Source organism: Shewanella scandinavica (assembly GCF_031932065.1).
In the GTDB taxonomy this organism is placed as follows: Bacteria; Pseudomonadota; Gammaproteobacteria; order Enterobacterales; family Shewanellaceae; genus Shewanella; species Shewanella baltica.
In genome coordinates, this window is record NZ_JAUOES010000032.1 from 15031 (window position 1) to 36554 (window position 21524).

The 21524-nt window shown below is 49.5% G+C and carries 19 protein-coding genes; 15 read left to right on the forward strand and 4 right to left on the reverse strand.

Annotation, left to right across the window (positions count from 1 at the left end; all coding sequences use genetic code 11):
• Positions 1 to 122: 122 nt before the first annotated feature.
• Entirely contained in the window at positions 123 to 1040 is a 918-nt protein-coding gene (locus tag Q4Q50_RS19875; protein ID WP_311900796.1) for a sulfotransferase family protein, read from the forward strand.
• Between the two features lie 9 nt (positions 1041 to 1049).
• Here the strand turns inward: Q4Q50_RS19875 and Q4Q50_RS19880 are convergent, their stop codons facing one another.
• The 4 genes from Q4Q50_RS19880 to Q4Q50_RS19895 form a co-directional block, all read right to left on the reverse strand.
• Positions 1050 to 2468 carry an MFS transporter gene (locus tag Q4Q50_RS19880; protein WP_311900797.1) on the reverse strand — a complete coding sequence of 473 codons (1419 nt, stop codon included), beginning with the start codon at positions 2466 to 2468 and terminating at the stop codon, positions 1050 to 1052.
• 196 nt (positions 2469 to 2664) lie between these two features.
• A complete protein-coding gene (locus Q4Q50_RS19885) occupies positions 2665 to 3729 on the reverse strand; it encodes a phosphotransferase enzyme family protein (RefSeq protein WP_311900798.1) in 1065 nt (354 codons plus the stop codon).
• Positions 3722 to 4594 (reverse strand): NTP transferase domain-containing protein, encoded by an 873-nt coding sequence (locus Q4Q50_RS19890; protein ID WP_012586567.1) that lies wholly within the window; start codon positions 4592 to 4594, stop codon positions 3722 to 3724. Before Q4Q50_RS19890 ends, Q4Q50_RS19885 begins: the two co-directional genes overlap by 8 nt.
• Positions 4595 to 4799: 205 nt before the next feature.
• The gene (locus tag Q4Q50_RS19895) at positions 4800 to 6458 is read right to left on the reverse strand and encodes a hypothetical protein (protein WP_311900799.1); all 1659 of its coding nucleotides are present in this window, start codon (positions 6456 to 6458) and stop codon (positions 4800 to 4802) included.
• Positions 6459 to 6710: 252 nt separating this feature from the next.
• On the opposite strand from Q4Q50_RS19895, the gene gmk reads away from it, so the two are divergent.
• The 14 genes from gmk (at position 6711) to Q4Q50_RS19965 (ending at position 21518) form a co-directional block, all read left to right on the forward strand.
• The gene (gene gmk / locus Q4Q50_RS19900; RefSeq protein ID WP_311900801.1) at positions 6711 to 7343 is read left to right on the forward strand and encodes a guanylate kinase; all 633 of its coding nucleotides are present in this window, start codon (positions 6711 to 6713) and stop codon (positions 7341 to 7343) included.
• Positions 7344 to 7392: 49 nt separating this feature from the next.
• Positions 7393 to 7671: a DNA-directed RNA polymerase subunit omega gene (rpoZ, locus tag Q4Q50_RS19905; protein ID WP_006079841.1), complete on the forward strand. Its 279-nt coding sequence runs from the start codon at positions 7393 to 7395 to the stop codon at positions 7669 to 7671.
• Positions 7672 to 7716: 45 nt separating this feature from the next.
• Entirely contained in the window at positions 7717 to 9822 is a 2106-nt protein-coding gene (gene spoT, locus Q4Q50_RS19910) for a bifunctional GTP diphosphokinase/guanosine-3',5'-bis pyrophosphate 3'-pyrophosphohydrolase (RefSeq protein WP_006079840.1), read from the forward strand.
• Positions 9823 to 9847: 25 nt separating this feature from the next.
• Positions 9848 to 10231 (forward strand): deaminase RidA, encoded by a 384-nt coding sequence (gene ridA, locus Q4Q50_RS19915; protein ID WP_311900803.1) that lies wholly within the window; start codon positions 9848 to 9850, stop codon positions 10229 to 10231.
• Positions 10232 to 10458: 227 nt separating this feature from the next.
• Positions 10459 to 12123 (forward strand): AMP-binding protein, encoded by a 1665-nt coding sequence (locus tag Q4Q50_RS19920; protein ID WP_311900805.1) that lies wholly within the window; start codon positions 10459 to 10461, stop codon positions 12121 to 12123.
• 179 nt (positions 12124 to 12302) lie between these two features.
• Complete coding sequence (locus Q4Q50_RS19925) at positions 12303 to 13247, forward strand: calcium/sodium antiporter (protein ID WP_106648355.1); 945 nt, start codon at positions 12303 to 12305, stop codon at positions 13245 to 13247.
• Between the two features lie 214 nt (positions 13248 to 13461).
• Positions 13462 to 14166, forward strand: a complete 705-nt coding sequence (locus Q4Q50_RS19930) for a tetratricopeptide repeat protein (RefSeq protein ID WP_261271683.1) — start codon at positions 13462 to 13464, stop codon at positions 14164 to 14166.
• Between the two features lie 131 nt (positions 14167 to 14297).
• Positions 14298 to 15377, forward strand: a complete 1080-nt coding sequence (locus Q4Q50_RS19935) for a sensor histidine kinase (RefSeq protein ID WP_311900807.1) — start codon at positions 14298 to 14300, stop codon at positions 15375 to 15377.
• Positions 15377 to 15973: a response regulator transcription factor gene (locus Q4Q50_RS19940; RefSeq protein WP_311900808.1), complete on the forward strand. Its 597-nt coding sequence runs from the start codon at positions 15377 to 15379 to the stop codon at positions 15971 to 15973. Before Q4Q50_RS19935 ends, Q4Q50_RS19940 begins: the two co-directional genes overlap by 1 nt.
• Before the next feature lie 185 nt (positions 15974 to 16158).
• Positions 16159 to 18234 (forward strand): ATP-dependent DNA helicase RecG, encoded by a 2076-nt coding sequence (recG, locus tag Q4Q50_RS19945; protein ID WP_311900809.1) that lies wholly within the window; start codon positions 16159 to 16161, stop codon positions 18232 to 18234.
• Between the two features lie 199 nt (positions 18235 to 18433).
• Positions 18434 to 19330, forward strand: a complete 897-nt coding sequence (locus Q4Q50_RS19950; RefSeq protein WP_311900811.1) for a DUF3014 domain-containing protein — start codon at positions 18434 to 18436, stop codon at positions 19328 to 19330.
• Between the two features lie 347 nt (positions 19331 to 19677).
• Positions 19678 to 20412 (forward strand): beta-ketoacyl synthase chain length factor, encoded by a 735-nt coding sequence (locus Q4Q50_RS19955; protein ID WP_311900812.1) that lies wholly within the window; start codon positions 19678 to 19680, stop codon positions 20410 to 20412.
• The gene (locus tag Q4Q50_RS19960) at positions 20405 to 21280 is read left to right on the forward strand and encodes a lysophospholipid acyltransferase family protein (RefSeq protein WP_311900813.1); all 876 of its coding nucleotides are present in this window, start codon (positions 20405 to 20407) and stop codon (positions 21278 to 21280) included. Before Q4Q50_RS19955 ends, Q4Q50_RS19960 begins: the two co-directional genes overlap by 8 nt.
• The gene (locus tag Q4Q50_RS19965) at positions 21264 to 21518 is read left to right on the forward strand and encodes a phosphopantetheine-binding protein (RefSeq protein ID WP_006079824.1); all 255 of its coding nucleotides are present in this window, start codon (positions 21264 to 21266) and stop codon (positions 21516 to 21518) included. Before Q4Q50_RS19960 ends, Q4Q50_RS19965 begins: the two co-directional genes overlap by 17 nt.
• Positions 21519 to 21524 lie beyond the last annotated feature (6 nt).

The window sequence follows — 21524 nt, forward strand, 5'->3', positions numbered from 1 at the left end:
CCGACAAAGCCTTCGCGCTGAGATATACTGCCGCCGCTGATTTGACACGCCAATGCGAAACGCCGATGTGAAAACTCATTGCTTACACTGCACCGCTTGCACACACATTCTGAGCCCAATCTATGCCTGATAATGCCAACAATTCACCTATCACTACTCATGTTCAACCTACTGGCAATGCAAAGCACACTGGTCATTCACAGGTTGCCACGCCAGATGTGGCACATCCAGCCCAGTCGAGTGCGCTCAGTGACGAACAGGCAAGAGTGGGCAAGCAGAAGGTGTTTATCATAGGTTTGCCGCGTACTGGCACTACGAGTGTGAGTGTGGCGTTGTTGGAGCAAGGGCTAAAAGTGGCGCACATGGCCTTTACTAAACAGGCGTTTATGCTGGCCGATGCGATTTCTGATGTGCCCTGTTTTAGTGATTATCGGCAGCTTGATGGTCTATTCCCGCAGGCCAAATTTGTCTACCTCGAGCGTGATATTGCGAAGTGGGTGCCTTCAATGCAAATGCTGCTGGGTAAAATGCTGCCGCATTTAGAAGCAAAATCGGGGCGATTCCACCCGATTATGAAACGCAGTTTTCGGCACACGTTTGCTATCGATAAAGTGGCGGATCCCGTAGACGAGGCACATCTTATTGCTTGTTATCAAAGGCATCAAAACGAAGTGCTCGCTTACTTTCATGGCCGAGAAGATTTTATCTCACTCGACATAAGCCATGCGGGAAGTTTGAGTCGCTTGTTGCAATTTTTAGGGTTAACCACGGATTGCCCAACCTTAGGCCAAGTGACAGATAGGGCATTCTCGGATCCTCAAATAAAAAGTGCACCAACTCAGATATCACAGGAAGGAACTAGTCAGGTAAAAGCGGCCGTTCAACCACCGCCTGTCAACACCAGCGAGCATGGACTGGATTTCCCTAAATTAAACGCTGGCACACACGTTGCGGCTTGGCATGAATATAAACATCCCAATAAGGTGAACAGTAATAGCGCTGGCCCGCAAAGCCGTAAGTTTTTCGACTACACGCTTTAGCTGTACGCCCTATTGCTTGCGGCGTTTCACCACAGTGAGCCAATCAAGACTCACGCCCGAAATCGCATTAAAGCCGCGGATACGGAAAATAAGTTGCAGTAACTGCGGCCTTGGACGCACTTTAGGTTCGACCGAGCGCGGAATAAACCAGAGTGTCACTAAGGCTCGCAGCACAGTCGAGACTAAGAACACCACGAAGATAGCGCTCGATAACACGCTATCCCAACCCGACCAGACTAAAAAGTCCGCCGCATGGGAGGCAATAGTGCCGCCCAATATCGCGCCAACAAATACACAGGCCGCACTCAAGGCTGCTTGCAAAGCGGCGTAGGTCGCAAAGTCACTGCGAAAGGGGCGGATATCATAAAGGTAATTTGCCGTGCTTAAGGTAAAGCCGCTCCACGCCAAGCCAGAGAAAGCTTGGATAGCTAAGATATACAGATAGTTATCCGAGAATAGCCACATCAGCGGCAAGCTTGGGATCATACAACTGGTGATGATCATCACTAAACGATTGCCGAATTGATCGCTAAAGCGACCCCAAAATCGCAGGGTGACAAATTGAGTCGCTATCGAAGCCACACTGGCGAATACAAATTCGAGATAAGTAAACTTCAAGCCTTCCAACATATAAACGGCAAAAAATGGTGCCGAGATCGCCACCATGCCCTGCATACTGGCGACAAACAAACTGTACTGACGAAAAGTTTTATCCTTCCACGCCTCACGAAAATGACCAATCGTCTGCAAAAATACGCCGCGCTGTTTGGGCTCACGCGGATCGGGATCGTGCATCTGCAGCAGTAGCCAAGCCGAGACAAACCGCCCCATCGCCGCGATAGAAAACAGCAGACTAAAGCCCAGCCACGCCATCTGCATCGAATCGGTTAAGGTGAGTATGCCGCCGCCAATAAAGAACACACTCAAAGATGCGCCCATAGTGAGCCGAGTGCGCGCGGCGAAGAAAGTGCCTCGGCGCCGTTCGGGAACAATAGAGCCCATCCACGCCCGCCAATGGGGTTGAATTAGATTAATAAAGCCATGGTAACCAACAGCTAAAGCGATAAAGATCCACACCGCATGTTCAGGGCCAAAAGCGGCTAACGCGCCCATCGCCAGCACAACACAGGCCTGAAAGGCGGCACAAAATACGATAAAAGTTCGGCGGGAGAAATGGCTGGCGAGCCAGACAGATAAAAGCTGGGAGATAGCGCCAAAAAGCTGAGGTAACCCCGTGACAAAGCCCATCTGCGCTAGGCTGGCACCGAGAAAAATAGCGTAGGCGTTGAAGAAGTTATCACTGGTCGCCGTCATCATAGACGAGGCAACCGCCTCCTGCTGCGAGCGACGCAGGGTACATCTTAACCAAGAGTTACGTTCGCTGCGCCGTGAACAAGTGACTAACGGCTGCGCCACAGGTGAATCCATACCAAGCAGAAATCCATATAATATTAAGGGATATTGCTCGATTATGTCGGATGAAATGCCATCTGCCTAGAACTTATAACAATCGTATTAAAGCAATCGTATTAAAGCAAAACGCCCAAAGCAAAGCCTTGGGCGTTTTGTTTATCAGTGCATTGGATCGAAAAACTGGCGCAATCACCAAGATCCATATCCTGACTTAGAAATGGGCTTTAAGTACCGTTTCTTGGTCGAGCAAGCTTTGGTACAAGGTAAACTGGTTGGCGGCGCGGTCCAGATTATGGCCTTCGCGGTGAATATGGAAATACACATCACCGTTAAGATAATCCGTTAAAAAACGCACGCCTATCATCAAACAAATAACTCGCGCGCCAAGCCATAGACTGCGTTTTTCGTCTTCGGTTAAGACATCACCCAACTCGCTCAAGTAGCCACGGCAAATTGCGGCGAAGATATCTTGGCGCACTTGGACTTTATCCAAAGCCGTTGAGTCTTCTTCCTCTGGCGAGCAGAAAGTGCGGACCATATCACCAAAGTCATACATCAGATGACCTTTCATACAGGTATCTAAATCGATAATCGCCATGCTGGACATATCGCGTTTATCGAAAAGCATGTTATTGATTTTGGTGTCGTTATGGCAAATTCGCAGCGGCAGCTTTGGCGATATTTCCGCAAGTTCATCCAGCAAAGCCTGTTGAGATAACGCGTAATCGACCCAATTACGGCAAAGATCTAAACGGTGTTGGCTATCAAGCTCTGCGGCCTGCTTTAGCAAGACCATGCGTCCCGGTAAGTGGTGAAACTGGGGGATCACATCTTCGAGCTGAGTCGCATCAAAGTCACTCAAGGCTGAGGCAAAATGACCAAAGGCCTTGGCCGCCATTTCTGCTTCTTGCTCTGACTTAACCACTTCGATGCTGAGACTGTGGGGCAAGTAACTGATCGCGCGCCAAAATCCTTGTTCGCCTAAATCAATAGCCAACTCGCCCTCTTGGGTTAAACAAGGGCTAACGACTTTCAGGCCGTATTGTTGCTGCAACGACTTAGCGCATAAATGATGGCTAATTTTATCGGCATTGCTGACCAAAGCGTTGGGCGTTTTAAATACCTCAGTATTAATTCGCTGCAATACTAATTCGCCCGCAGGCCAGCGCACCAAAAGGGTGTCATTGATGTGGCCATTACCGAGGGCAGAAATTTTTGCCTCGGCGGCTTCAATACCAAAATGAGGCAACACTGACTGCCTGATGAGTTCAATCACTCAATAACTCCGTTAATTTTTGTTTTACCCAGACAGTGTCCTGCGGATAAGTCACGCCGAGCCAAGGCTCACAGGCAACATCGACATAGACAGGTAAACCTTGCTCAATGCCCGCTTGTACTATGGCGGGCAAGTAACATTCAGACTTAGGTTGTTGACCCTGTTGCCCGATAAATTCGGTTAATTCACGTTTAATAACATCAAATATGCTTGGGGAGAAGCCCCAGCATGTCATAGATACCAAGGACGCTGGCGGCAAACTCGCATGCCCCTGTGGGCCATCACCCACCAATTGACCAGCTTGATCGGCGATATTGAGCCATTCGGCAACCGATTTAAGCTGACCATTTTCCACCAGACACAGACCCCGGTTAACACCGCCGTGCTCCGACAATGTGAGTTCTATGGGATAAGCCACCATCATCCACTCTGTCGGTCTCCTGCTTAAGCCTTTGGCTAACGATGCAAAAGCGCTATCACCATAAAAATCATCGGCATTGATAACGGCCATTGGTCCTTTAACAAGATGGCGCGCACTCCAAAGAGCATGGGCCGTGCCCCAAGGTTTTAGCCTGTGACTGAGATCCGCCAGTTGCGCCGCTTCGGGTAAATCCGTTAAGGCTTGATAGCAAAAATGATAGGCGAAATCGGCGGGTAAAAACCGTGTCAGTATCTCAGTTAACTCAGTTTCTAACTCTGGGCGGATCACCAGCACAGCGCGCTGAAAGCCACTGCGAATGGCCGACATGATCGATAACACCAACATGGGTTCGCCAGCGGGACCGAGCGCTGCCAATTGCTTATCGCCGCCGAAACGACTACCTAGCCCTGCAGCCATAATGACTAAGGTCAATTCTGTATTCATGCTGGATTGATATATTCAGTTCAAATTTAAAGATGTTTCCCCCAAACCACCGCGCCTAATACCAAGGCATAACGCATTTAAAACGCGGTTTGAGAAAAAGAGGAGCAAAAGTGTAATCTACCCCTCTAATTGTGACTAGCATTTAAGCAGAAATTTTATCGACTTATGTTGCTGACCTAAGCTGCGACCTAACTTGCAGTCTAAATCAACGCGCTATGTAATCACCAAAAGTGCGATTCTGTTCCAATATCGCTTGGCTGCCCTTAAGACTGAACTTATAACCACACAAGCTGATACTGCCACGGCGCGCAAGGTCCACTATGATGGCTTGGGTGTCGAGTGGCGTGAATCGCGCCTCGGTTGCTGAGTCGGCTTTCAAGTCCACAGTCACAGGGCGATAGTCAGTGCCATTGTTAAAGGACAACAAGCTACAGGTTTTATCGCCTTTTGCCGTCGCTAAGGACCACAGGTTTTGCGCTTTACCTTTCTCACCGAGCCAACGCATGATCAAAATGTCATCCTCCAGCGCCACAGAAAAGCCGTCCGGTAGCGCGAGCGTCACCCGCTCACCTGCATAGGGCGCAATCGCGTTAACCGTGACCACTTCAGCGCCATCACCCGTCTCAGCATCACCATTTGGCCAAAGACCCCAAACCAAGGCGAACAAGACTACAACACCACAACCAATCCCCGCAGGACGCCAATAACGGCGTTCCAGTTTAGGTAACTTAATCTTAGGCAATACAAAGAAACGTTTCAGCGGCGCTAGAAACTCAAATAAACCGCGAAATAGCTCAGTCATCGAACCAGAATCTTTTGCTTCGGCGCGGCGCTGACGCACTTCTTCGGCATGATCTCGATCGTTAAAGCTGCCCGGCTCGTCATCTTCTTCGGCGGCAAAACGCCAACCGGGTTCTGTACTGCGTTCGGCAGGATCTAATTGGGCGGCGTTAAAGTCGACATGTTTTAAATCAACATTGGCGACATCAACGTCGACTAAATCAATATTGGTCTGCTCAATACGGCTAGCATTCGCTGGGCGAAAATCCGCATGACTGTCGGGCACCACAAAATCGGCAGGATTCTGCGTCATCCGAGTAAGGGCATCGAAGCGCAGTTCATCTTGGCGCTGGGCTTCAAGTTCGGCATCCGCTGCGCTTATCGTCGAGGCGACTATAGGTTCAGCGACTGTAGATTCTACGACCGTTGATTCAGCGACTATTGGTTTAGCGGCAATGGGTTCAACATGGGCAGATAAATCCACCACTGGCTCAGAGGCCGTTGCGGCGCTAATGGCCTGCGCATGCGACAGCTCAACATGCGGTTCATGTCGCTCAACTTGAGGCTGCGCTTGAATATGGGTGGTCGATTTAGCTGCCTGTCTTGCGGCAACGTCTGGAGTTTCTATTTCTTTAGCCGCCTTTGGAACGATAGTCGGCTCCACACGGCGCCTAGGCATAGCCTGCGATGTTGGCGCATCCAGCTCAGGGCCGAAATAACCGTAGCGATAATCCACTATCGTTGGTGCCGTTAAACGCCAACCCCAAAATGTCAGCCCCGCGGCTAACACTAAACTCAAGCCGATTAAGGCAATATGCACATCGGCCGTTAACAGCCCGATGAAAATAAATAAGGGTAATAGGAATACGCCAATCAAGCCTTTTGACTTATCGGCATCGGCCAAACGACGCAAACTGGCGAGCCCTAATAAAGGTAAGCCCAACAATGCCAGTAAATACATCAAGAAATTAGCCCCAAAAGCAGCGGCGGCAAGTGCAATACAGACGTAAACGCCAACACTGATTGCGACAAAGCGGGGACGAGAATCACGCCCGTGAAGGCAGAAAAGAGATTTTAACAGCACGACCCTTCCTTTATTGTTGTAAAAACGAGATACAAAAAGACACTCATTGCCTTATTCGCACGAGCGTAACCAATTTACCCGCAATTGTCAGTGCCTACGACCCTAGTCGGATAAAAATGCGCATAATATCGAAGTAAATCTAAAATAGGCTTAAATTGCTGGCCTACAAGCCCTAGTATTTCTATGGTCAAAATCGGTATAATGCTCGGCTTTCTGGGCCCTTCTTGCGTTAACCAATTGGATATTTAGCTCATGACCGCACGCGGAAATTTATTTATTGTGTCGGCGCCAAGTGGCGCAGGTAAATCCTCGCTGATCTCGGCCTTGCTTAAAGACAAGCCCGCTGACATGCAAGTTTCGGTATCACATACCACCCGCGCGCCACGCCCAGGTGAAGTCGATGGTCAACACTATCACTTCGTTAATGTTGAACAATTCAAAGCGTTAATTGCTGAAAATGCCTTTTTTGAATGGGCAGAAGTGTTCGGCAATTACTATGGTACCTCGCGCCATGTGATTGAGCATACGCTCACCCAAGGTATCGATGTTTTCCTCGATATCGACTGGCAAGGTGCCGAGCAAGTTAAAGCTGTGATGCCCGATGCCGTTGGTGTGTTTATTCTGCCACCCTCGAAAGCCGAGCTAGAACACCGCCTCACTGGCCGTGGACAAGACAGTAGCGATGTGATCGCCAGCCGTATGGCACAAGCCGTATCGGAAATGTCCCACTATAAAGAATATGATTTTATTATCGTCAACGACGATTTTGACACTGCGTTAGCTGATTTGCGTGCCATCATTCGCAGTCAGCGCTTAACCTGTGCTAGTCAGATCCACGCGCAAAATGATATGCTTAACGATCTGTTGGCAGGCCAACTGTCATAGTGTACAATTTTGCGTCATTTTTTCCCTAGATAAACTGGAGTTTCAACACATGGCTCGCGTAACTGTAGAAGACGCCGTAGAACAAATCGGCAACCGTTTTGATATGATCTTGGTTGCGGCGCGTCGTGCTCGCCAAATCGCCGTGCAGGGTAAAGACCCTATGGTTGAAGAGATGAACGACAAACCAACGGTTATCGCCCTGCGTGAAATCGAACTAGGTTTAGTTAACGCTCACACCTTAGATGCCGATGAGCGTCAAACGGTACGTGAACGTGAAGCAGCTGAAATTGCAGCAGTTTCAGCCATTGCTGAAGGCCGTTCATTATAAGAGTTGTTGAGTAAACACCTGTTTAGGTAAAAGGAGAGCTGCCACTTGTATCTGTTTGAAGGTCTAAAGGAGTCTGCTTCCGGTTACTTAGAACCCGAACAGGTAGAATTGCTCAAGCAGGCGTACCAGATTGCGCGCGATGCCCACGAAGGGCAAATGCGCACGAGTGGCGAACCTTATATTACTCATCCGGTTGCGGTTGCCCGCATCCTTGCTGACATGCGTCTTGATCATGAGACGCTGATGGCAGCACTGCTCCATGACACTATCGAAGATACTCATGTCACCAAAGACGATTTAGCCGAACTATTCGGTGTCGCGGTGGCCGAGCTCGTCGAAGGCGTGTCAAAACTCGATAAGCTAAAATTTCGCGACAAGAAAGAAGCTCAGGCTGAAAACTTCCGTAAAATGATGATGGCGATGACGCAGGATATCCGCGTTATCCTCATCAAGCTTGCCGATAGAACCCACAATATGCGTACCTTAGGTGCCCTGCGTCCCGACAAACGTCGCCGTATCGCCCGTGAAACCTTAGAAATCTACGCGCCCATCGCTAACCGTCTCGGTATCCATAACATCAAGACAGAGTTAGAAGACTTAGGTTTCCAAGCATATTACCCCATGCGATATCGGGTGCTTAAAGAAGTCGTTAAAGCCGCCCGGGGCAATCGCAAAGAATTGATCCAAGGCATTGAAGCCGCTGTTTATACGCGCTTAAACGATGCGGGTATTCCAGGAAAAGTTAAAGGCCGCGAGAAAAATCTCTACTCCATCTATAACAAGATGCAGAGTAAAGAGCTGCAATTCCAAGAAGTGATGGATATCTACGCCTTTAGGGTGATAGTCGATTCCATCGACACTTGTTATCGCGTACTCGGCGCCATGCACGGACTGTATAAACCTCGCCCCGGTCGTTTCAAAGATTATATCGCTATCCCTAAAGCCAACGGCTATCAGTCACTTCATACCTCTTTATTTGGTCCACACGGCGTGCCCGTTGAGATCCAAATTCGTACCGAAGATATGGACCAGATGGCCGACAAAGGGGTTGCTGCACACTGGGCCTACAAAGGCGGTGCGCAAACAGGCCAAGGCACGACGACTCAAGTGCGTGCCCGTAAGTGGATGCAAAGCTTGTTGGAATTACAACAAAGCGCCAGCACCTCATTCGAATTCGTTGAAAACGTGAAGACGGAACTCTTCCCAGAAGAGATTTATGTGTTCACCCCTGAAGGTCGCATTCTGGAATTACCCGTGAATGCCACCGCGGTAGACTTTGCCTACGAAGTGCATACAGATGTGGGTAATACCTGCGTCGGTGCCCGCGTTAACCGCCAAGCGTATCCGCTCAGCCAGCCGTTAATTTCAGGCCAAACTGTTGAAATCATTACCGCCAAAGGCGCCCGTCCGAATGCCGCTTGGCTGAACTTTGTGGTAACAGGTAAGGCCCGCGCCAAAATCCGCCAAGTGCTGAAAAGCCTTAAGGGTGATGACGCGATTGCGCTCGGTCGCCGCTTGCTCAACCATGCGCTCGGCAAGACTAAGCTCGACAGCATTCCGCCTGAGCAAATTGAAAAAGTCATTCGCGATACTAAACATACCACGCTCGATTCACTGCTCGCCGACATCGGCCTTGGCAATGCCATGAGCATAGTTATCGCCCAGCGTTTGATTGGCGATAATCTTGAGAATCAAGAAAGCCGCGACGGCCACATGATGCCAATTCGTGGCGCTGAAGGCATGCTCGTTACCTTCGCGAACTGTTGCCGCCCAATCCCTGGCGATGCTGTAATTGCCCACGTGAGCCAAGGTAAGGGCTTAGTGGTGCACATGGAAAACTGCGCTAACATTCGTGGTTATCAAGGCGAGCCTGACAAGTATATTCCTGTGCAATGGGATAATGTCGAAGGCGTTGATTACCAAGCCAACCTGCGGGTCGAAATCGTTAACCACCAAGGCGCACTGGCGAAGATCACTTCGATCATTGCCGCCGAAGGTTCGAACATTCACAACCTCAGCACTGAAGAACGTGATGGCCGCGTGTATTTGATTAATCTGCGGATTTCGGTGAAAGACAGGATCCATTTAGCCAACGTGATGCGCCGAATTAGGGTACTGCCCGAAGTGCTGCGTACGTCCCGTAATCGTTAATTAACTCAACATTAGAGAGAGCGTCATGGCAGAAAAAATCATTATAGCGACCGAAAACGCCCCTGCGGCCATCGGCACTTATTCACAGGCCGTCAAAGTCGGCAGCACAGTGTATTTATCCGGCCAAATTCCGCTTGTGCCAAGCACAATGCAAATTGTCAGCGATGATTTTGAAGCGCAAGTGGTGCAAGTATTTGAAAACCTAACGGCAGTTTGTACTGCTGCGGGTGGTTCAATCAACGATATCGTTAAGCTCAACATCTTCCTGGTTGATTTAAGCCACTTTGCAAAAGTGAATGAAATCATGAGCCGCTACTTCAGCCAGCCATACCCTGCCCGTGCAGCTATCGGCGTGAAGCAATTGCCGAAGGATTCTCAAGTTGAAATGGATGGCGTGATGGAGCTGTAAGCTCAAGCATTCCCCTTCAACCAACGAAAAGGCGCTGCGGCGCCTTTTTTGTTGCCGCCACCCTCCTCTTTCCCGCTTGCCATTCTCTTCATCTTATTTTCATACTCAGCTTGTAGGCTTTGGGCTCCATTCTCATATTTTACAATCCTGTAAACTATTTGCGCGGGCTCACAAAACTCGCCATACTGGGTGCAGCCAAAATAACAATAAAGAACAGGGAATTGCCAATGGATACAGCGATTAAGACGCCAATTGAAATGCTGGCGCACTGGGCTAAGACTCAGGGGGATCAAGTCTATTTACGCCAACCTATCAAGGGTCAATTCCTTGATTTTACTTGGGCCGAAGTTCAAGAAAAAGTACAACAACTGGCCGGTGCCTTACAGCATCTAGGCCTAGAGCGCGGTGATAAAATTGCCGTGCTCTCTAAAAACTGCGCCGAATGGTTTATCACCGACCTCGCGTTAATGCACGGCGGCTATGTCAGCGTGCCGATTTACCCAACGGCCAACACAGATACTATTCGCTATGTGCTGCAACACAGCGGTGCAAAAGCCATTTTCCTCGGCAAGCTCGACCATTGGGCCGACCAAGAAGCCGGTGTCGGCGGCGAGCTGCTACGCCTTGCTATGCCCTACGATACAATGCCAGCCCAATATCAATGGGAACAATTACTTAAACTAGGTTATCCCCTAGTTGATGCGCCGCTGCCGCTGCCAGATCAAGTGATGACACTTATCTATACCTCTGGCTCGACGGGCCAACCTAAGGGCGCGATTCAAACCTTCGCCAGCTATGGCTGGACCTGCCAAGCGGTAGTGCGTGATTTACGCACCGACGGCAATGACAGATTGTTATCCTATTTGCCTTTAGCGCACATCACAGAGCGCGTCGCGATTGAAGGTTCATCCTTCTATTCCGGCAGCGTGGTCGCCTTCGTCGAGAGTCTCGACTCCTTCGTCGCCGACGTGCAAAGGGCAAAACCGACGGTATTCTTCTCAGTGCCGCGTTTGTGGAGCCTGTTCCAGAAAAACATCATAGACAAAATTGGTGTTAGTAAACTGAATCTATTGCTGAAGATCCCGTTAATCAGCAGCTTAGTGAAGCACAAAATCCATAAAGGCCTAGGTTTAAACCATTGTCGTTTACTCGGCTCTGGCTCTGCGCCCATTCCGCCGTCGCTGATCCACTGGTATCACAGCATTGGTCTGAACATTTGTGAAGCTTGGGGTATGACAGAAAACTGCGCCTACTCGATTATCAACTACCCCTTCGATGCCCGTAAAATTGGCACAGTAGGTCGCCCGGTTGAGGATTGTCAGATCCGCCAAGGGGAAGATGGTGAGCTACTGCTTAAGAGTCCAGGGTTGATGACGGCTTATTATCTGCAGCCCGAAGCCACTGCTGCGGCCTTCGACGCCGATGGTTTCTTCCACACTGGCGATTTGTGCTCCATCGATGCCGATGGTTGCGTGACGATTACCGGCCGAGTGAAGGACAACTTCAAAACCGCCAAAGGTAAATATGTCGCGCCCGTGCCGATTGAACGTAAATTGGCGCAGGACCCGCATGTTGAACTGATCTGCGTGATTGGCTCTGGCCTGCCGCATCCGATCGCATTAGTGCAATTATCCGAAGGCGCTAGTTTGCAGGCCCGTGAAGAAGTCCGCGCTTCACTCAAGGCGACACTCGATAGCGTGAATCCGCACTTAGAGTCACACGAACATGTGGATGCGATTGTCGTGGTTAGCGATCCTTGGACGATTGAAAACGATGTACTAACGCCGACGCTGAAGATCAAACGCCATGTGCTTGAAAAAGCGTTTAGCGAACGCGTTGATGGTATTCGTGGCGCTCAAGTTCGCTGGGAAGATGAGTTAACACAGAAATAACTCAGCAAAACATAGAGATAGCCAATGTAGTTATCGGCTCAAATCTAGCACGCCTCGGCGTGCTTTTTTATGACATATTCTGTCAAATTTCGATAAAACCACGTATCATGTGCGTCTGTCGGCTAAGGGATGATTCCCTTGTACTTTCCCATTCAATATAGGTTTAACAAAGTCCCGTGATGCTAATTACACTCTCGATTATTGGCGGTTTTATTATTTTAACCTTAGGCGCCGAAGCCCTAGTCCGTGGCGCGAGTTCTATCGCCCTACGCTTAGGTATTACGCCACTTATCATAGGCTTAACTATTGTTGCCTTTGGTACTAGCGCACCAGAACTGGCTGTGAGTGTCAAATCTGCCCTCGCCGGAAACAGTGGTATCGCCTTAGGTAACGTTATCGGCTCTAACATTGCCAACATAGGTTTAATCCTAGCGATCACGGCACTAATCCGCCCTATCCAAGTGCAATCCCAAGTGGTGAAGCGCGATATCCCTTTGATGATATTGGCTTCTATGCTGTTCTGGGGGCTCTTATTAGACGGTGAACTCAGCCTAATTGACGGTGTAATACTGCTTTCACTGCTGTTTGGTTATTTAACCTTTAGCTACATCAGCTCGAAAAACAGCAATGATGAGGAAGAAATTGAAGCGGGGCCGAATAACCCACTACTTTCTGGCTTGTTCATCCTAGTCGGCATCAGCATGCTAGTTGGCGGCGGTATTCTGTTTGTAAACGGCGCAGTAGATTTAGCAAAAACCTTCGGCGTGAGCGAAGTCATTATCGGCTTAACGATCGTGGCGATTGGTACCAGTATGCCAGAGTTAGTGACCTCAGTGATTGCGGCATTAAAAGGCCAAAGCGATATCGCTATCGGCAACGTTGTTGGTTCTAACCTGTTCAATATTTTGGGCATTTTAGGCGTTACTGCCATAGTGCATCCAGTGTCATCACTCGGCTTCCAACCCTTCGACTTTATGGTGATGCTAGCCTTAGCCGTTGTGATTCTGCCTTTTGCATGGACGGGATTGCGCATCGGCCGCCGCGAAGGCTCTGTACTACTACTGAGCTATTTAGGCTATATGGGTTACCTGATCAACCAAGCGAGCGCTCAAGCTTTGGTATAACACTCAGCGGTAATCCCCACTTAAAACACCGGAGCCTCTCCGGTGTTTTGCTATCTGAGTTTCGCACTTTTTAAAAAAGACAAGTTTAACACCCTTCAACTAATGACATTTGTCATGCGAAAGCCATGACCTTTGTGTCTGCATTTCTCCTAACGAATTTCTGATAATGAGTCCGTACCCAAGCACTGGGAAACTCACTCAATAAGGAAATACCATGAAAACATTTCTACTCGTCTCAAGCTTAGCGCTTATCAGCAGCCACGCGTTTGCAGCGTCGCCCTCTAACGCTAACATCACTAACATAGATGCAGCCTCAAACTCGATGAACCTAGCGCAGCTGCAACAACTGAGTGCCAGCACCCAAGATTACGACAAAGCCTATGCGAACTATCGCTTAGCCATCAGCGCCAATGTCATGGGGCAAAAAGCCCTCGCCAGTAGTGCTCTGACCAATGCGCAAACGGCTCTGGAAGCCTTAGAAACCAGCCAAGCTGACGCCGAATCCCTAGCGCTGTTATCGTCGGTTTATGGCATGCAAATCGCTTTAGACAATAGCAAAGGCGCAACGCTCGGGATGAAATCAGCCAATGCCATTGCCAACGCCGAACAATTAGCACCTCACAATCCGCGGGTCGCATTGGTGAAAGCCATCGCCGCCTATAACACCCCAGCTATGTTTGGCGGCAGCATGCAAAATGCTAAGACGCTCGCCACTACCGCCATAGAAAGATTCGCCCAACCTTGCGACGACATTTGTTGGGGCGAAGCCGAAGCTTATACCTGGCGCGGACTCGCTAAACAGGAATTAGGCGATACCCAAGGCGCGATTGAAGATTGGCAACAGGCGATCAAAGTGCAAGCAGATTACGGTTGGGCAAAATTTTTGCTTCAACAAAATCAGCAATTAAGTGCAAACTAGATCCCATTGTTAACAGGGACTGATGGCGCTGACCCCAGCGCCAACCCCTAAACAGAATAAATCAAGGCAGATGCCTCCTTTAGCATTCAAGGGGCAACTATGAACAATCAACACAGTTTCACAGAGGCATCATGATGAGCACTCCCCTTCAGCTCGAACGAAAACTTGCTTGGGTGTATTTGATAAACTTAGTGTTTTATCTTATCCCTCTAGCCATAAATCCCTATCCAAGCTGGAAAATCGCCCTCAGTTTTGCTGTGTTAATCCCTTTTATTGCCAGCTATTTTTGGACCTATAAGTGCAATAACCGTAGCGCCTATCGGCCCATTCTGATTATGGTGGCGATAGCAATAGCGATCACCCCAATCAACCCAGGATCTATCTCACTATTCACCTTTGCGGCTTTTTTCATTGGCTTTTTTTACCCTCTAAGGACCTGTCTATTGGCGCTTGCTGCCATCATCGGACTACTGTTTGCCCTCAATGAGATTTACCACTTTAACAGTTACTACTTTCCGCTTTACGGCTCGGGGTTAGTGCTCGGCGTGGGTATGTTTGGTGTCGCCGAACGCAGACGTTATCGGCATAAATTAAAAGAACAGCAAAGTGCCCAAGAAATTACCACCTTGGCCACTATGCTTGAGCGTGAGCGTATCGCGCGCGATCTACACGACATTATGGGCCACAGCTTATCTTCGATTGCGCTTAAGGCGGAACTGGCCGAAAAACTGCTGGAAAAACAAGAATACCAACTAGCCACTATCCAGCTTAATGAACTCGGTCAAATCGCCCGCGAGAGCCTCAGCCAAATTCGCCATACTGTATCGGATTACAAACATAAAGGACTCGCGGATAGCGTGACACAACTGTGTAAACTATTGAGGGAAAAAGGAGTCAGTGTCGAGCTGACAGGCAATATCCCTAAACTGCCCGCCAGAATGGAGAGCCAGCTGGGATTAATTGTCACTGAACTGGTGAATAATATTTTACGCCATAGCGGCGCAAGCCAATGTATTATCGACTTTATTCAGCAACCAGATAAGCTAGTCGTTGAGGTCAAAGATAACGGTCCAAGTAAACCTATCGCCGAAGGCAATGGCCTCACGGGGATACGCGAACGTCTCGACAGCTTAGGTGGCAGCTTGAGCTATAATCTCGAACAGGGATATGCATTTACCGTCAGTTTACCTTTGCAGGGAGCAACAGATTAATGAAGATTTTATTGGCGGAAGACCAAGCCATGGTGCGAGGCGCGCTCGCCGCACTCCTCACGCTTGCGGGAGGCTTTAATATCACCCAAGCGAGTGACGGCGACGAGGCCCTAGGCCTACTCAAACAGCAAAATTTTGATCTCTTGCTAACAGATATCGAAATGCCCGGGCGCACAGGCCTTGAGCTGGCAACTTGGGTAAAGGAGCAACATAGCCAAACTAAAGTTGTGGTCATTACTACCTTCGGCCGCGCGGGCTATATCAAACGCGCCATCGAAGCCGGTGTCGGCGGGTTTCTGCTTAAAGATGCCCCCTCGGAAACCTTAGTCAACGCGATTCAACAAGTGATGGCGGGTAAACGGATAATTGATCCTGAACTGGCCATGATGGCAATTGGTGACGTCGACCCACTCAACGATAAAGAACGCCGAGCCCTTCGCCTCGCCAGTGAAGGCAAATCCACCGCCGACATCGCCGAAACCCTCTTTATCGCCGAAGGCACAGTGCGCAACTACCTCTCCGAAGCCATAGCCAAACTCAATGCTAGCAACCGAATCGATGCAGCACGCATCGCCAAACAAAAGGGCTGGTTGTAATCAGATTAACGGTTAACCGCTCTTTCGTTCATATCGACAATTTTTGCGCCCCTTAGCTAAAACCTAAGGGCCGCAAACTGACGTTAGTTAGGCTAGCAAATAAGTCCCTCATTCTGCTTGAGATTGCCTTACGCTTATTCTCTGTTAATATATGTATAAATTCACAGTGATTGAGTGCTAACGACTTGCAGCAATTGGATCTTGTTCCGATCACCGACCTCAAAGGCGTCGCCAAAAAGGTCGCGGAGAAACTCGCAAAGCTCGGCATCACAACAGTACAAGATCTGCTGTTTCACTTACCCCTGCGCTACGAAGACAGAACCCAAATCTATCCGATTGCCGCCCTTATGCCCGGCAGTTACGGCACCATAGAAGCTGAAATCCAATCGACGCAAATCATCCAAGGCCGCAAGCGTATGCTGGTCTGCAATGTGCGGGACGATACGGGTAGCTTGAGCCTGCGCTTCTTTAACTTTTCCGTCGCCCAGCGTAATGCCATGCAAAATGGTTTAATGATCCGAGCCTACGGTGAAGTGCGCCGTGGTGGTCACCAAGCCGAGATAGTGCATCCAGAATACAAAGTCGTCTATCCCGGTGAAGATGTTCACCTGAGCGATACCCTAACGCCGATTTATCCCACAACTGAGGGCTTAAAACAGGCGAGTTGGCTAAAGCTGACCGAGCAAGCTTTGGCATTACTGGAAAATGGCGGTTTAACTGAGCTGCTACCACCGCAGTTGCAACCGAATAACATCAGCCTTAAACAAGCGCTGCAGACGCTACATCGACCTCCTGCGGGGATCTCTCAGTTCGATTTAGAGTTAGGCCAACACCCAGCCCAGCAGCGACTGGTGCAGGAAGAGTTGCTCGCCCATAATCTCAGCATGCTACGCCTAAGGCAGCGCAGTAATTTAGATGCAGCAGTGACCATGCAGGCCACGGGGCAGTTGCTCAATCCCTTCCTTGCCGCTTTGCCCTTTAAGCCCACAGGCGCCCAGCAAAGAGTGGTGGCCGATATAGGCAAAGATTTAGAAAAGCCGCACCCTATGATGCGCTTAGTGCAAGGGGATGTGGGCTCGGGTAAAACCTTAGTCGCGGCGATGGCTGCGCTGCAAGCGATTGAAAACGGTTATCAAGTTGCCATGATGGCGCCAACAGAGCTATTGGCCGAACAGCATGCAACTAACTTTGCCGCTTGGTTTGAACCACTCGGGCTTAAAGTCGGTTGGCTAGCGGGTAAACTTAAAGGCAAGGCAAGAGCGCAATCCCTTGCGGATATTGAATCCGGCGCAGCCCAAATGGTGATTGGCACCCATGCCATCTTTCAGCAGCATGTGGTCTTTAATAAACTCGCGTTAATTATCATAGATGAGCAGCACAGATTCGGCGTACACCAACGCTTAGGTCTGCGGGAAAAGGGCGTGAGCCAAGGTTTCCATCCGCATCAATTGATCATGACGGCAACGCCGATCCCGCGCACGCTAGCGATGACAGCCTATGCGGATCTCGACACTTCTATTATCGATGAATTGCCGCCGGGACGAACTCCAGTAACCACAGTGGCGATTGCCGATTCACGCCGCAACGAAGTGCTTGAACGGGTGCGTAACGCCGTCATCACAGATAAACGTCAGGCCTATTGGGTGTGTACTCTGATTGAAGAATCCGAAGTGCTCGAATGCCAAGCCGCCGAAGACACGGCCGAAGAACTGCGCCTCGCCCTACCCGAGCTCAATATCGGTCTCGTGCATGGCAGATTAAAGAGCGCTGAGAAACAACAAATCATGGCCGATTTTAAGGCGGGCATCATTCATCTTCTTGTGGCAACGACAGTGATTGAAGTCGGCGTAGACGTGCCTAATTCCAGCCTGATGATCATTGAAAACCCTGAACGTTTAGGCTTAGCGCAATTACACCAACTACGCGGACGAGTCGGCCGAGGCGCCATCGCAAGTCATTGTGTGTTACTCTACAAGGCGCCATTGAGCCATACCGCCACTCAAAGACTGAGTGTACTCAGACAAAGTAATGACGGTTTCATCATAGCGCAGAAAGATTTAGAAATTCGTGGCCCGGGTGAAGTGCTTGGCACTAAGCAAACGGGACTGGCCGAACTGAAAATTGCCGACTTAGTGCGCGATCAAGCTTTGATCCCGCATATTCAAAAACTGGCAAATCACGTGATGGCGCAGGCCCCCGAAAAAGTCGATGCGATTATCTTACGTTGGCTGGGGCACAAGCAGCACTATGTGCAGGCTTAGGCTGTAAAGGGGAAAGGCCGAGGAGTGACATCTGCCTCGATACTCAAAATAAATTGTTTATGTTCAGCTAAGCGCTATAGACAAGCGCATGGAAACTTGCAAAATGAACCAGCGGCATCCCAATCGTCCGCTCTTGCACTTTTAATGTTAGCTGCATGTATTCACCACGTTACCTTGACACTCAAGCGAAGGATGTAAAATGCAAGTTAATCAAGATGATAGAATAACACCTCAAGAGACTTCTTCTAGCAGTAATCGCTTTGCGCTTTTTGCGATCGTGCTCGTCGTGCTGCTTTCTGTCGGAGGATATTATTACTACAGCGGTGACTCAGATTCACCTAAACTCATCCCTAACGCGCCAATTGTATTGCCTGAAACACCGCCCTCTGAGCCTATGACGCTCGAAAGTGCGCCAGAACCAGAGACCACAGAGACGACCCCCGTGGCCCCTGAAACGGACAATAACAGCCCAGAAACCCCTGCGGTAACTGAGCCAGAAGTGGTGGTTGAACCTGTACCCGCGCTGGCTGAAAGTGATGCATTTGTGCAACGAAAAGCCCTCGCCATTATCAATAACAATGTGCTGAGTTCCTCACTAGTACAGCAAGATCTCGCACGCCAATTTGTGGTGTTTGTCGACAACTTAGCTCAAGGTGAATTAACCCGCAAAGTGAGCCCACTCAAAGGGCCTGAAAAGCTATTCTCGGTTTCTGAAATCACCAACAAAGTGTATTTAAATCCAGAAGGTTTCCATCGATACGATGCCTATGTTGATTCGATTGCCAAAATGGACGAACAGACGTTAATGGCCACCTATAAGCAAATGACGCCTATGCTAGAGGAAGCCTTTAGCGAACTCGGCTACAGCAATGCCAAATTCAACGACAGAATGCTGCAAGCGATTAAAATACTGCTCGCGGCGCCTATCATTGAAGATCCGATTGAGCTGAGCTCTATTAGCGTTAACTATCAATTTGTTGACCCTCACTTAGAGGCACTACCCAGCGCGCAAAAACTGCTGATCCGTATGGGGCCAGAAAATACCCGCAAGCTAAAAGTAGCCCTACGCAAACTCGAGAACCAACTGGCGCAGTAAAACCTTGCCGTGGTGAAGACAAAAGGCGCTCGGTGCGCCTTTTTCATTTTGACCGTAAATCGCTAGGATAAAAAAGCCTGTCGAATGAGAATGCCATTGCGATATTTGTTACACAAATTCGATCTAACTGCCGAAAATCGCAGCACTTGATCCCATTGCATTAACCCATACAATGCAAATGGCTTCATAAAAACGCGGGGCATAGTGTAGAATGACCCCGCTGTAGAGGTCATTCCAGCGTCATTCATCAAACGCGTTTAAACCTCACTATGGTATGACAATCCATCAATGTTCTAACTTAGTTAGGGATAACTAAGACAGCTTAAATTTAGTGTCGAGGCAAAGTAGTGCAACTAACATTCAGCATTCTCTCTTGGGGCGCTTGGGCCCCTCAATATCAGCACCCGCAAAGTTGGCAAACTTGGTGCAAAAATTCGGCTGAATTAAATCTCGACACACCACAGTCTGATACGACCGCTCCCGCACTTAAACACATTCCCGCCATGCAACGCCGCCGTTTTAGTCGCTTAACTAAGATGATGTTAGAAGTGAGTTTTCAGTGCGATATGCCGGCGAACTGCCGCTCTATTTTTGCCTCGCGCCACGGAGAGTTGCAGCGCACCATAGGACTGCTCGAAGACATTATCGCCAAACAGCCCTTATCGCCATTAGGGTTTAGTCAGTCGGTGCACAACACCGCCAGCGGCATTTTTGGCATAGTGGCGGCCAATACCGCGCCATCGACCTCAGTTGCGGCAGGTACCGAAACCCTGTCACAAGCTATGGTTGAAGCCTTCGCCCAGTTACACCAGTCGCCAGAGCCCTTGCTGCTAGTCTTCGGTGATGATCCTGTGCCACCTGTGTACGACGAGTTTACCCAAGAATTTGAATTGCCTTTGGCCCTAGGTCTACAGCTCGCGCCCTTCGATGCGCCCGCTTCGGTCAAGCTCACAGTGAGCCGCATCTCAGAGTCAAGCGCATTAAATCCTTTGACCTATGGCGCCTTGCTCCACGCACTCGCGACAGCGCAAAATATTTCAGGCTACTTATCCCAATGGCATTGGAAGCTTGAGCATGTTTAATACTGCCCACAGCCATGACGCCACCAAGGGTTATGAAGATTCAATGCACAATGCCGCTTATAGCCCGCCGGAGATTCGCCGCGCTGGGCTGAATTATGTGTCACGTTGGTTAGGCGGCGTGAGTTGTTATATCGCCTTTGGCTTAGGCGGCTTATTAAGCTCCTTGACCATTTTACCTTTGCTACGTTTTTGGCCTGGTACACCCGAGGCGCGGATTATTCGAGTCCAAAAGGCAGTGCATCTGATGTTCAAAGGCTTTGTCGCCATGCTCACTTGGGCGGGCGTGATCCACGTTAGTACCCACAGAGCACAACAACTGCATGACGCCAGAGGCGTTATCGTTATCGCCAATCATCCCAGTTTAGTGGATGTGGTCGTGTTGATAAGCCTCATGCCCAATGCGGGCTGCATAGTCAAACAAGGTTTATGGCGTAATCCGTTTTTGCGTGGTGTCGTGTCCTGCGCGGGTTATATTCCCAATCGCGGCGCCGAACTTATGCTAGAGGATTGCCGCGAAGTGCTCGCGAGGGGCACCAATTTAATTATCTTCCCCGAGGGCACACGCACGGTTGTCGGCGCGACCATTAACGACTTTGCCCGCGGCGCCGCCAACATTGCCTTAAGGGCCGAAGCAGATATTTTACCTGTGGTGCTGCGTACCAATGTCCGTGGTTTGACAAAGGAGCAACCTTGGTATGAGATCCCAAGGCAAACCATGGGGATGGCCGTTGAAATCGGCGCAACAGTTTCTTACCAGAAGTACCAAGCGGCTTTAGGTGAGCATGCAAAAATGGCCCGGCAGCTGACGCGGGATCTTGAACACTACTATAAACAACAACTCGAAAATAATTATGAACTTAAACAATGAAATAAAGCAGTTAATCATCGACTGTCTCGATCTTGAAGACGTCAGTATTGATGATATTGAAACCGATGCGCCGCTCTTTGGCGAAGGTCTAGGCTTAGATTCTATCGACGCCCTCGAACTCGGCTTAGCCATCAAGAAAAAATTTGATGTCAAAATCGAAGCTAATTCGGATGCCACTAAGGCCCATTTCCACAGTGTTGCCAGCTTAGCTAGCTTTATCGAATCACAGCGTCCATAGGAGAGG